At 59.8% G+C, this 12,167-nt stretch carries 10 protein-coding genes; 8 read left to right on the top strand and 2 right to left on the bottom strand.

Annotation, left to right across the window (positions count from 1 at the left end):
• Positions 1–147: 147 nt before the first annotated feature.
• Entirely contained in the window at positions 148–1,152 is a 1,005-nt protein-coding gene (locus tag AC07ZE_RS01050; protein WP_207260128.1) for an asparaginase, read from the top strand.
• Positions 1,153–1,299: 147 nt separating this feature from the next.
• On the opposite strand, the gene AC07ZE_RS01045 is transcribed toward AC07ZE_RS01050, so the two are convergent.
• Positions 1,300–1,719, bottom strand: coding sequence for a hypothetical protein (locus AC07ZE_RS01045; protein WP_207260127.1), 420 nt, complete (start codon positions 1,717–1,719; stop codon positions 1,300–1,302).
• Between the two features lie 292 nt (positions 1,720–2,011).
• On the opposite strand from AC07ZE_RS01045, the gene AC07ZE_RS01040 reads away from it, so the two are divergent.
• The 3 genes from AC07ZE_RS01040 (at position 2,012) to AC07ZE_RS01030 (ending at position 5,414) form a co-directional block, all read left to right on the top strand.
• Positions 2,012–3,007 (top strand): AraC family transcriptional regulator, encoded by a 996-nt coding sequence (locus tag AC07ZE_RS01040; RefSeq protein WP_207260126.1) that lies wholly within the window; start codon positions 2,012–2,014, stop codon positions 3,005–3,007.
• Positions 3,008–3,270: 263 nt separating this feature from the next.
• Positions 3,271–4,308, top strand: a complete 1,038-nt coding sequence (locus AC07ZE_RS01035) for a histone deacetylase family protein (RefSeq protein WP_207260125.1) — start codon at positions 3,271–3,273, stop codon at positions 4,306–4,308.
• A 5-nt stretch (positions 4,309–4,313) separates the two neighbouring features.
• Positions 4,314–5,414: a polyamine ABC transporter substrate-binding protein gene (locus AC07ZE_RS01030; RefSeq protein WP_207260124.1), complete on the top strand. Its 1,101-nt coding sequence runs from the start codon at positions 4,314–4,316 to the stop codon at positions 5,412–5,414.
• Between the two features lie 136 nt (positions 5,415–5,550).
• On the opposite strand, the gene pdxR is transcribed toward AC07ZE_RS01030, so the two are convergent.
• On the bottom strand, positions 5,551–7,101 hold the full coding sequence (gene pdxR, locus AC07ZE_RS01025; RefSeq protein WP_207260122.1) for a MocR-like pyridoxine biosynthesis transcription factor PdxR: 1,551 nt from the start codon (positions 7,099–7,101) through the stop codon (positions 5,551–5,553).
• A 92-nt stretch (positions 7,102–7,193) separates the two neighbouring features.
• On the opposite strand from pdxR, the gene AC07ZE_RS01020 reads away from it, so the two are divergent.
• The 4 genes from AC07ZE_RS01020 to AC07ZE_RS01005 all read left to right on the top strand — a co-directional run bounded on the left by AC07ZE_RS01020 (position 7,194) and on the right by AC07ZE_RS01005 (position 12,062).
• Positions 7,194–7,817, top strand: a complete 624-nt coding sequence (locus tag AC07ZE_RS01020; RefSeq protein ID WP_207260121.1) for an FMN-binding negative transcriptional regulator — start codon at positions 7,194–7,196, stop codon at positions 7,815–7,817.
• A gap of 9 nt (positions 7,818–7,826) precedes the next feature.
• Positions 7,827–8,273 (top strand): GNAT family N-acetyltransferase, encoded by a 447-nt coding sequence (locus tag AC07ZE_RS01015; protein ID WP_095194589.1) that lies wholly within the window; start codon positions 7,827–7,829, stop codon positions 8,271–8,273.
• A 17-nt stretch (positions 8,274–8,290) separates the two neighbouring features.
• Entirely contained in the window at positions 8,291–8,962 is a 672-nt protein-coding gene (locus AC07ZE_RS01010) for a GNAT family N-acetyltransferase (protein WP_207260120.1), read from the top strand.
• Positions 8,963–9,098: 136 nt separating this feature from the next.
• Positions 9,099–12,062: an autotransporter outer membrane beta-barrel domain-containing protein gene (locus AC07ZE_RS01005; RefSeq protein WP_207260117.1), complete on the top strand. Its 2,964-nt coding sequence runs from the start codon at positions 9,099–9,101 to the stop codon at positions 12,060–12,062.
• Positions 12,063–12,167: the final 105 nt, after the last annotated feature.

The following is a 12,167-nucleotide window of genomic DNA, read 5'->3' as shown; positions in this document are numbered from 1 at the left end:
ATCCCCTGCGCCCGTCAGTTAAAGTGCACACATTGTGGGAGCGAGCCTGCTCGCGAAAGGGCCATCACATTCAACATCTTCGTTGACTGAGACACCGCTTTCGCGAGCAGGCTCGTTCCCACAGTTATCTCTTGCGGAGACCTGCTCATGATTTCCAATACCTACCCTGCCGCGCAAAACGTCATGGTGCTCTACACCGGCGGCACCATTGGCATGCAGGCCAGCGCCAATGGCCTGGCCCCGGCGTCCGGCTTCGAAGCGCGGATGCGCGACTACCTGCACAGCCAGCCTGAACTTGTGGTGCCACAGTGGCGTTTCCGCGAAATGGCGCCGCTGATCGACAGCGCCAACATGACCCCATCGTACTGGCAGCAACTGCGTGAAGCGGTAGTCGATGCGGTTGATGTTCAGGGCTGCGACAGTGTGCTGATCCTGCACGGCACCGACACCCTGGCCTACAGCGCAGCAGCCATGAGTTTCCAACTGCTGGGCCTGCATGCCCGTGTGTGCTTTACCGGCTCGATGCTGCCGGCCGGCGTGACCGACAGCGATGCCTGGGAAAACCTCGGCGGTGCGCTGGTTGCCCTTGGCCAAGGCCTGGCGCCGGGCGTGCATTTGTATTTCCACGGTGAAGTGCTGGACCCGACCCGTTGCGCGAAGGTGCGCAGTTTCGGTCGCCATCCTTTCAAGCGCCTGGAACGTCAGGGCGGCGGTGTGAAGGCCGCTTCACTGCCCGCCGCGTTGAACTACAACCAGCGTAAACAACTGGCGAATATCGCGGTGCTGCCGCTGTTTCCCGGTATCCGCGCCGAGATCCTGGATGGCCTGCTGGATAGCGGCATTCAAGGTCTGGTGCTGGAGTGTTACGGCAGCGGCACCGGGCCGAGCGACAACCCTGAATTTCTCGCCAGCCTGGAACGGGCGCGGGACAAGGGCGTGGTGGTGGTTGCCGTTACCCAATGTCATGAAGGCGGGGTCGAGCTGGATGTGTACGAAGCCGGTAGCCGCTTGCGTGGCGTCGGTGTGCTGTCTGGCGGCGGGATGACCCGTGAGGCCGCGTTCGGGAAGTTGCATGGATTGATCGGTGCCGGACTTGAAACCAATCAAGTTCGGCGACTCGTCGAGCTCGACCTCTGCGGCGAACTCAGCTAACCCCTGTTCGTCGTGCGAGCGCTCATAACTCCGTAGGAGCCGACTTGCCGGAGATCAAGTCAACGCAGTGTATTAGTTACACTGCGTTATCGAACTTCGCCAGCAAACCGGCTCCTGGAATCGCCCATCCTGCCAGAACGGTTGGATTTAAGTTTTCACAGGAGATATGCAGAATTTTCCGTTCTCTAGCTTGGAGACCGGCGCTCCATTTCGTACCTTAACATTAAATTCCCCGGTGACCGGGGACGCATCAAAATAGACCGTAAGTGTCCCGCTTTCCGGACCATAGGCTTGAGAGTTGTGAATGCAGTTAACCAACGCGTATGGGTCTGGTAATATAATTTCCTTTCCGAGATCTTTCTCGAGAATTCTTATGAAGAGTCCCTCTGTTACCGGGTGCCCACCGGGATAACCAAAGAACATTAAAAAAGCACCATTGTTCCAATCTAAATACTGCGCGGGATAGATTTTACTCACGCCATCTACGTCTACCGTAGCCTCTCCAACTTCTTTTGGTGCATTTGCGGGTTTATTGTCCAGCCAGTCTTGAATATCCTTCATCTTCATTTCGTTCACCTTTTAAATTTAATGAACAGCATGATCTGTAACGATCGAAAACCTAGCTCACAGTTAATGCAGGGTCAAATTTAAATCCGCCAACAAACTATTATTTAACAACTTTACAAAAATCCGACGAAATACTAATTCCGCCCATCTAAACTGATATTAATGACAGTGGGCAAACTCGCTAAACATCTATAAATTTAAATGGCGAGCAGCCACATCTTTAATACTGTGCTACTTCAACCCGGCACAAAACTTGCCTTTCGTTACCTATATTCAGTAACCGGATGCTTGCATGCTCCACTCCCACCTCACCACCCTCAACGCCGTCTCCCTGATCCTCAGCACCTTCAAGGCAGAGGGCCTGTCGAGCGAAGCGCTGCTGGCCGGCAGTGGCATCAGTGCGGCAGACCTCAGCCGGGCCGACACGCGCATCACGACCAATCAGGAGATGCAGGTCTGCGCCAATGCCGTTGCCCTCAAACGTGACATCGGCCTGGAGCTGGGGCGGCGCATGCACGTTTCGTCCTACGGCATGCTCGGTTACGCATTACTCACCAGTGCCACCTTCGGTGACGCATTACGTTTGGCGATGCGTTATCCGGCACTCCTGGGAACACTGTTCGAACTGAGTCTGGAAGACGACGGCGAGCGCGTCTGGTTCGTCGCCGCCGATTACCGGGAGAACCCGGCGCTGGCGGTGTTCAATGCCGAGTTCTGCCTGGTCTCGCTGAAAGTCATCTGCGACGACTTGCTCGGTCACCCGCTGCCGCTGCTGGCCGCACGCTTTGAACATGCCGCACCCGATTATGAATCGACTTACGCCGAGCACTTTGATTGCCCGCTGCACTTCGGTGCGCGGGACAACGCCTTTGCCTTCGACCAACAGTGGCTGGACCAACCCTTGCCACTGGCGGATGTCATCACCCATCAAGCCATGGCTGAACGCTGCCGCAAGCAGAACACCGAGTTCACCGGGCGCCAGGCGTGGCTGGGGCGGATTCGCCAGCTGCTCAGTGCGCAATTGAATGCGGCACCGGGGCTCGAAGGCCTGGCCGAACAGATGAACTGTTCCGCGCGAACCTTACGCCGACATCTCAAGGACATGGGGTGCAGCTATCAGGAATTGCTCGACGAACTGCGTTTCGAACAGGCCAAGCAAATGCTTTGCGAAGATCAACTGCCGATCTACCGGATTGCCGAAGCACTGGGCTTCAGCGAAACCGCGAGTTTCCGTCATGCGTTTGTGCGCTGGAGCGGCGTGGCGCCCAGCCAGTTCCGCCCGCACTGATCTTCATGTGGGAGCGAGCCCGTTCGCGAAGGCGTCGATGGTTCCACCATAAATGCGACTGATACACCGCTTTCGCGAGCAGGCTCGCTCCCACAGGTTTTGCATTCCATACCCGGTTCGGGTGTTCAGCCGTGCCAACAAGGGGCGAATTTCGGTCAGATGTTTTGGCCACATTAATCCCCTTTTGGCCTTTCCTGCCGTTCTCCAAAACCGTCTGCACCGCAAGACTGTGTTCAACCGAATCAGCCTGCGGAGAACAAGAAATGCTGACGATCTACTCGGACGATCACCACCTGCACCACGGCCGTTGTGAATTGATCGACGGGCAACTCAAGCCCTGCTTCGAGATGCCTTCACGTGCCGACCATGTATTGGCACGGGTGCAAAACCAGAACCTCGGTCCGGTAGAAGGACCGAAGGATTTTGGCCTCGAACCGATCGCGCGCATCCACAGCCGCGACTACCTCGACTTCTTCAAAGGCGCCTGGGCCCGTTGGACCGAGTTCAACACCGACGGCGACCTGCTGCCCTATACCTGGCCGGCCCGCACCTTGCGCCGTATCAAGCCCGCCAGCCTGCACGGCGAACTCGGTTACTACAGCTTCGACGGCGGCGCCCCTATCACCGCCGGTACCTGGCAAGCAGCGTACAGCGCAGCGCAAGTAGCGCTCACCGCTCAAGCGCAAATCCAGCGCGGCGCCCACAGCGCCTTCGCCCTGTGCCGTCCGCCGGGACACCACGCCGCTGGCGATTTGATGGGAGGCTATTGCTACCTCAACAACGCCGCCATCGCGGCCCAGGCGTTCCTCGATCAGGGCCACAAGAAGGTCGCGATCCTCGACGTCGACTACCACCATGGCAACGGTACCCAATCGATTTTCTATGAGCGCAACGACGTGCTGTTCACCTCGATCCACGGCCACCCGGAAGCCGAATTTCCATTCTTCCTCGGCTATGAAGATGAGTTGGGCGAAGGTCCCGGCGAGGGTTTCAACTTCAACTACCCGCTGGCCGCAGGTTCGGGCTGGGACATCTGGAGCGCGGCGCTGGAACAGGCCTGCAAAGAGATCGAAAACTACGGTGCCGATATCATCGTCGTGTCCCTGGGCGTCGACACCTTCAAGGATGATCCGATCTCGCAATTCAAGCTCGATAGCCCGGATTACCTGGCCATGGGCAAGCGCATTGCCGGACTTGGCAAACCAACGCTGTTCGTGATGGAGGGTGGCTACGCCGTTGAGGAAATCGGCATCAATGCCGTGAACGTTCTCGAAGGTTTTGAAAGCGCCCAGGGGAAATAACGACAATGAACAGACTCAAGCGTTTTATCGCGCCAGCGTTATGCGCCACGGTACTCAGCGGCGCTGTGCATGCCCAAGAGCGAACGTTGCGCGTCTACAACTGGTTCGACTACATCACCCCCAAGGCCCTGGAAGATTTCAAGGCGCAGAACACCCAGACCAAACTGGTCTACGACATCTTCGATACCAACGAAGCCCTCGAAGCCAAGCTGCTGACCGGTAACTCCGGCTACGACGTGGTGGTGCCATCCAACGTGTTCCTCGCCAAGCAAATTGAAGCCGGTGTGTTCCAACCGCTGGATCGCAGCAAGTTGCCGAACTGGAACCACCTCGATCCCAAGCTGATGAAGCTGATCGAGGCCAATGATCCTGGCAACCAATTCGCCGTGCCTTACATGTACGGGACCATCCTGATCGGCTTCAATCCGGACAAGGTCAAGGCTGCGTTGGGTGCCGATGCTCCGGTGGACAGCTGGGATCTGATTTTCAAGGAAGAGAACATCAGCAAGCTCAAACAGTGCGGCGTCGCCCTGCTCGACTCGCCATCGGAGATCCTGCCCCTGGCCCTGCAACACCTGGGCCTGGACCCCAACAGCAAGAAACCTGCGGACTACGACAAGGCTGAAGCGCTGTTGATGAAAATCCGCCCGTACGTCACCTACTTCCACTCGTCCAAGTACATGGCCGATATCGCCAATGGCGACATCTGCGTCGCGGTCGGCTATTCCGGCAGCTTCTCCCAGGCCGCCAACCGCGCCAAGGAAGCCAAAAACGGCGTGACCGTCGACATGCGCCTGCCCAAGGAAGGCGCACCGATCTGGTTCGACATGCTGGCCATTCCGAAGGGCGCGAAGAACCCGGAGGACGCCTACACCTTCATCAACTATTTGCTGCAACCTCAGGTGATCGCCCCAGTCAGCGACTTTGTCGGCTACCCGAACCCGAACAAGGACGCCACCGAGCTGGTCGACCCGGCGATCCGCAACAACCCGAACCTGTACCCCACCGAAACGGCGATGAGTACGCTCTACACCTTGCAACCGCTGCCGCGCGATGCCGAACGTGCACGCACCCGGGCCTGGACCAAGATCAAATCAGGGACTTGATAACAAGCACTGTTGCACTGACGATCACCCCTTGTGGGAGCGAGCCTGCTCGCGAAAGGGTCGGTACATCCGCCAGATCCGCTGTGGTTGGAATACCGTCTTCGCGAGCAGGCTCGCCCCCCTCAGGAGTTACGCTTTAGTGAGCCCACGCCGAACGCAACCGCACCAATGCCGCCTGAATGTCGGCTTCCGGCACAGCCGCGAACCCCAACACCAGACCGGCACGCTCATCTGCTGGCCGGATCGAATCCGGTAGCCAATAGGTGCTCAACGCATTGATCTCAACCCCCACCGTCTCGGCTTGCGCCACCAACTCACGTTCGCGAGCCACGCTCTCGACCGAAACCGTCATATGCAGCCCGGCTGCCACACTGGGCAGACTGCCCACGCCGGGGATATCTTTTGGCCAATTCGCCAGAAGGGTATTGCGACGACTCAGAGCAGCCCGACGCATGCGGCGGATGTGCCGCTGAAAATGCCCTGAAGCCATGAACTCGGCCATCACCGCTTGCGTGCTGACTTCCGAGTGCCGGACCTCCACCGCGCGGCGTTGCGAAAACGCATCCACCAGTGGCGGCGGCAGCACCAGATAACCCAGGCGCAACGCTGGAAAAGCGACCTTGCCGAATGTCCCGACGTACAAAACCCGCCCCTGTCGATCGAGTGCCGCTAACGGCGCCAATGGCGCGCCGCTGTAGCGATACTCGCCATCGTAATCGTCCTCGACGATCCAACCTTGGGTGCGCTCGGCCCAGGCGAGCAATTCAAGGCGGCGCGCCAGGCTCATGACCACACCGGTTGGGTACTGGTGCGAAGGTGTGACATAAACCAGACGACAGTCATTGAGCGCTGACAATTCGGCGCAATCGATACCCTCGCTGTCCACCGACACGCCGTGCAGGTGCGCCCCGGCCACGGCGAAGGCATGACCGGCGGCTCGATACCCCGGATTTTCAATGGCCACCCCGTCGCCGGGCTCCACCAGCAACTGTGCACAAAGGCTGATTCCCTGTTGCGCGCCACTGGTGATCACAATTTGCTCAGCTGTGCACTGCATGCCGCGGGAACTGCGCAAGTAGGCCGCAATCATGCCCCGCAACCGCGCATCGCCGGCCGGGTCGCCATAACATAGCTGTTGTAAATCCGGTTTGCGCCAGAAAGCCGCGTTCAGCTTGGCCCACACCTCAAAAGGAAACAGATCGAACGCTGGAACACCTACCCGAAATGCGCGAGGCGGACCGCTCGGTGGCACTGGTAAGTGGTTCTTTTCAACACGTCGTAAAGCACCGCTGTGGATAACTTTACTGGATGAAACCACAGGCATATCCAGCCAATTTGTGGATAAGGTTGTGGGTAAGCCTGTTAACAACCCTGTGGATAGTTTTGTGGATAATTTTCCCCCGGGTATCGCGCTTTGCGGTAACTGCGCGACATAAGTCCCGTCACCCACCCGCCCCTCGATAAAGCCTTCGGCATACAGCTGATCGTAGGCGCGCACCACGCTATTACGCGAAATGGACAGTGCTGCCGCGAGATCCCGGCTGGCCGGCAAACGCGTGCCGCTGGCCAGTCGCCCGTCGAGCACGCGTAAACGCAATGCCTGATAGAGCTGACGGCTCAGGCCCTGGCGGCGATCAAGCTCGATGCCGGCCGGGTTGAACGACAGGGACAGCGGCTCGCTATTCATGTTAATGGACCTATGAAATTGGTCATTAATGGCTCTTACAACAGACCAATAGCGTGCCTAGGATGCAGGCATTCGCCAAGGAAAATTTCACCATGTACACGCCCCGCGCTTTTGCCATCGATGAGTTGTCCCAGCTGCACGAACTGATCCTGGCCACCCGCCTCGCCATATTGGTGACCCACGGCGAACACGGTTTGCAGGCCAGTCACGTGCCCGTGCTACTCCATCGTGAACAGGGCCCGAACGGCACGCTGTACGGGCATCTGGCCAAGGCCAATCCGCAGTGGAAAGACCTGCGCGACGGCGCCGAAGCCCTGCTGATTTTTCCCGGTGCCGATGCCTACGTCAGCCCGGGCTTTTATCCGAGCAAGGCCGAACACGGCAAAGTCGTCCCGACCTGGAACTACGTCGCCGTACACGCCTATGGCCGCGCCGAAACATTCAGCGATGGCGGACGGCTGCTCGACATCGTCAGCACCCTGACCGATCGCCATGAGATCGCCCGTGCCCAGCCCTGGAAAGTCGCCGATGCGCCCGCCGATTACATCGACGGCATGCTCAAGGCCATCGTCGGTTTCGCCGTGCCGATCGAACGCCTGGAGGGCAAGCGCAAGCTCAGTCAGAACCGTAGCACCGCAGACATCGCCGGTGTGCGCGAAGGGTTGGCCGCCAGCCCTGACGTGCACGATCAGGCCCTCGCCCACTTGATGCGTTAAGGAATGAACATGAGTCAGATCGAGATTCGCCCGGTCAGCGCCGACGACCACGGCGCCTGGCTGCCGCTGTGGCAAGCCTACCTGCGCTTTTACAACACCGAACTGCCCGAAGCCGTTACCCAAAGCACCTGGCAGCGCCTGCTCGACCCGAGCGAACCGACCCACGCCGCCCTCGCCTGGGCTGACGGCAAAGCGGTGGGCATGGTGCATTTCATCTACCATCGTTCGAACTGGAGCATCGAAAATTCCTGCTACCTGCAAGACCTGCTGGTAGAACCGCAAACCCGTGGCACCGGCGTTGGTCGCCTGCTGATCGAACACGTCTACGCTACCGCCAAGGCCGACGGTTGCTGCAAAGTGCATTGGCTGACTCACGAAACCAACGCCACGGCGATCCAGCTCTACGAGCGCATCGCCGAACGTCCAGGTTTCATTCAGTTTCGCAAAGCCATCTGAGGCTCAAGGAGAACAACATGTCGACTTCACTCGCCGATTGGAAAGGCGTTCCGGCACCTTCGGTGCAAACCATCGAAGGGCGCTTTATCCGCTTGGAAAAACTCGACCCGGCGCGCCACGGCGACGATTTGTTCAAAGCCCTGCAAGGCCCCGGTGCCGACCCCAAGCTCTGGGACTACTTGCCGTACGGTCCATTCCCGGAACGCAGCGCCTTCAATGACTGGCTGAACAACCACGCCGCCAACAGCGACCCGTATTTCTTCAGCGTGATCGACCGCGCCAGCGGCGAGGTGCAAGGCATCCTCAGCCTGATGTCCATCGTCCCGGCCCAGGGCCGCATCGAAATCGGCCACGTCACCTTCGGCGCCCCGATGCAGCGCTCGCCGAAAAGCACTGAGGCAGTGTATCTGCTGGCCAAGGAGTCCTTCGCCCTCGGCTACCGTCGCCTGGAATGGAAGTGCAACAACGGCAACACCCGATCCAAATACGCGGCTGAGCGTCTGGGCTTCAGTTTCGAAGGCGTGTTCCGCCAACATATGGTGGTCAAGGGTCAGAACCGGGATACGGCGTGGTATTCGATTCTGGACTCGGAATGGCCGGCGATTGCCGCGGGATTCGAACAGTGGTTGAGCGATGAAAACCAGACGGGTTCAGGGCAACTGAAAACGCTGACTGAGTGCCGTGGATAATCTTCAGCGCCTGGATGCAAGGCTTCACGGGCGGCGTTCCGACTTGCCCGCGAAGCTCTTAACACAGCCCGACATCAATCTGTAAAAACCATCCGCTATACAGGACGCCCCGCTTATAACGAAACGGACGTCCAAAATGCCCTTCTCGCCCCAGCGCCTGGCGCTCGTCATCGCTCTGTCGATCAGTACCGGCACCCTCGCGGCACCGTATAAAACCGTGCAGATCGATACCGCCACCACCACTGCGCAAACCCTGGGTGGCGCTGACACGTTGACGATTTCGGCGCCGGGCAGCATTACCAATGCCGGCAAAGCCGTCAGCCTCAAGGACGGTACTGCCGGCGCCGGGGTGGTGATTGATAACGCGGGGCAGATTGTTTCTACCGGTGGCCGGGCGATTGACAGCAGTGGCGACCTGACCCAGGCGCGCAACTACAGCATTTACAACCGCGCGGGCGGGCAGATTCTGGGGTTCAACGATGCGCTGCGTATCGACAGCAATTTCGTCAGCGGCAGTCTGTTGATCGATAACAGCGGCGTCATCCGCTCCACCACCGGCCAGGGCCTGGACCTGGATGCACTGCGCAGTGACGGGGTCACGACCACGATCATCAACCGCGCGGGCGGACTGATTCGCGGCGATGCCAGCGACGGCATGAAGACCGGTGCCAACGCGACGATCACCAACTACGGAGAGATCTCCACCGGCGATTCACACAATGCCGACGAGAAGTTCGACGGTGTCGATATCGACTCGGCAACCGGCGTGACAGTAATCAACTACGGCAACATTTCCGGTGGGCGCCACGGCATCACCACTGATCTGGGGGCGACCCTGACCAACTTTGGACACATCACCGGGCGCAACGGCTCCGGTTTCGGCTCCGATGGCGACGGCACGGTGATCAACCACGGCATCATTACCGGCGCCTATTCAGGATTGCAGCCAAATGGCGACGGCGATGGCGTAGACATCGACAAAATCGCCCATATCGAAAACTACGGCACCATTCAGGGCGTCGGTGCCGGTGGCGTGGACAAAGCTGGCTTCGCCAACGGCAGCGAAGGCATCGCACTCGGCGGCGGCTATATTCTCAACGCCAGCGGCGCGCTGATCAGCGGCGCCGACAGCGCGATTCTGGTGGATGACGGCAGCGGCGGCTCAGGGTTGGCGGCGACCACCCTGGAAAACGTCGGCACCATCCAGGGCCTCAATGGCTTCGGTGTGAAATTCGTCGGCGAGTTCGCTGACAGCGTGACCAACGGCGGCACCATCAGCGGTAGCAACGGCCTGGCGCTGGACCTCGGCGGCGGCAACGACAGCCTGACCCTGCGCAACGGCAGCCGCTTCATCGGCGCAGTGGATGGCGGCAGCGGTTACGACCGCGTGGTGATGGACGACGCGGCGGGAGGCAGTTTCGGCGGCAGCCGTAATTTCGAATGGCTGGAGGTCAAGCAAGGCGCCTGGACACTCACCGGCAAGGGCGACTTCAGCGACGGCGGTGCTGTGCGTAACGGGGCAACGCTGATCAACCAAGGCGCAATTGCCGGTAGTCTGACGGTGGATGCCGGCGGTGTGTATGCCGGGGGAGGTTCGGTGGGTAACCTCGACGTCAATGGCACCTTGCGAACCAACACCAGCCTTGGTACGGCGACCATCGTGCACGACCTGAGCATGGGCCGCGCATCGACCCTCGCCTATGGCGTCAATGCCGACGGCAGCAGCGCCCCGGTGCAGGTCGGCGGCACGGCCAACCTCAATGGCGCGACCCTGGCGGTCAATCCCGGCAGCGGTACCTATCCGTGGCAAAGCCACTACACCGTGCTGCAAGCCGCACGCATCAACGGCACGTTCGGCACGGTCACCAGTGACTACGCATTCCTCACACCAACGCTTGCCTACACGTCAACCCAGGTCGATCTGACCTATACCCGTAACGACGTGGCCTTCAATGAATTCGCCGTCACCGGCAACGGCAGCAACGCCGCCAACAGCCTGGCTTCACTGGGCAAGAACAACGCGCTGTATAACGCCTTGTTGAACACCACCAACGCTACGGCCGGCGCGGCGATTGAACAACTGAGCGGCGCCAGCAATGCCAATCTGACCAGTGCGACACTCGGCGCCAGCAGTCAGGTCGGCGCCAGCATGCTGTCGGCGATGCAGCAAATGGGCGGCAACCCAAGCTTGATGGTCGGCCTCGATCAACGCGACACGCCAGTCCTCGCCGCCAGTGGCGTACCGACCGAAGCCCGCCATTTGAACGACCCGAACGCTCGCGGCCGTCTCTGGCTGCAGGCCATTGGCGGCTACGGAAAACTCGACGATGAGCACGGCAGCGGCGGTCTGGAGCAACGCACCAAAGGCAGCGTGCTGGGTGCAGACTGGTCACTGAATCCACAATGGCGCCTGGGCGTGCTCGGCGGTTATTCGAAGACCGATCTGGATGCCACGGGCGTCGATGGCAACGTCGAGAGCTGGCACGCCGGTGTGTACGCGCAACATCAAAATGGCCCGTTGGCCCTGCGCTTCGGCGCGGCTTACAGCGGCCATCAGGGCGAGAGCAAACGCACCATCGCGTTCAACGGTTTCAGCGACCGCCCCAAAGGCGACTACGACGCTGACAGTCAGCAGGCTTTCGCTGAAATCGGTTACGCCATGGGCAATGGCCGTCTGAGCGCCGAGCCGTTTGCCAACCTGGGCTACCAGCGCTATCACCGCGACAGTTATCAGGAAAAAGGTGGGACCGCCGCCCTGCAAGTCGAGGGACAAACCCAGGACAACTTCAGCACCACCGTCGGTCTGCGCCTGGCCCACCTGAGCAGCCTGGAAAACGGCATGAGCCTGACCCCACGCATGACCGCCGGTTGGAAACACACCTACGGCGATGTCGGCAACTCGACGCGGCAGGCATTTGTGACGGGTGGCACGGCGTTCAGTGTCGATGGCGTTTCGCTGGATCGGGACAGCCTGGTGCTGGAGGCAGGGCTGGATGTGGGCATTTCGGCTCGTCATTCGCTGGGCATCGGATACAGCGGGGAAATCGGCAACAACAGCCGCAATCACGGTTTGATCGGGCAGTGGCAAATGAGTTTCTGATCAACCAGCCCGCTCCCACAATGGTATGCGGCGTTTTTGAGGACGGATTTGCAAGCAAAAAAAAGGGGAGCACATGCCCCCCCGAGGTTTAAAGCGTTGTACCGA

Source organism: Pseudomonas sp. GW101-3H06 (assembly GCF_059424605.1).
This window is presented reverse-complemented; position numbering and strand designations above follow the sequence as displayed.

Coding starts and splice junctions, on each gene's coding strand:
- AC07ZE_RS01050 (WP_207260128.1), top strand. CDS start 148: ATGATTTCCAATACCTACCCTGCCGCGCAAAACGTCATGGTGCTCTAC.
- AC07ZE_RS01045 (WP_207260127.1), bottom strand. CDS start 1,719: ATGAAGATGAAGGATATTCAAGACTGGCTGGACAATAAACCCGCAAAT.
- AC07ZE_RS01040 (WP_207260126.1), top strand. CDS start 2,012: ATGCTCCACTCCCACCTCACCACCCTCAACGCCGTCTCCCTGATCCTC.
- AC07ZE_RS01035 (WP_207260125.1), top strand. CDS start 3,271: ATGCTGACGATCTACTCGGACGATCACCACCTGCACCACGGCCGTTGT.
- AC07ZE_RS01030 (WP_207260124.1), top strand. CDS start 4,314: ATGAACAGACTCAAGCGTTTTATCGCGCCAGCGTTATGCGCCACGGTA.
- pdxR (WP_207260122.1), bottom strand. CDS start 7,101: ATGAATAGCGAGCCGCTGTCCCTGTCGTTCAACCCGGCCGGCATCGAG.
- AC07ZE_RS01020 (WP_207260121.1), top strand. CDS start 7,194: ATGTACACGCCCCGCGCTTTTGCCATCGATGAGTTGTCCCAGCTGCAC.
- AC07ZE_RS01015 (WP_095194589.1), top strand. CDS start 7,827: ATGAGTCAGATCGAGATTCGCCCGGTCAGCGCCGACGACCACGGCGCC.
- AC07ZE_RS01010 (WP_207260120.1), top strand. CDS start 8,291: ATGTCGACTTCACTCGCCGATTGGAAAGGCGTTCCGGCACCTTCGGTG.
- AC07ZE_RS01005 (WP_207260117.1), top strand. CDS start 9,099: ATGCCCTTCTCGCCCCAGCGCCTGGCGCTCGTCATCGCTCTGTCGATC.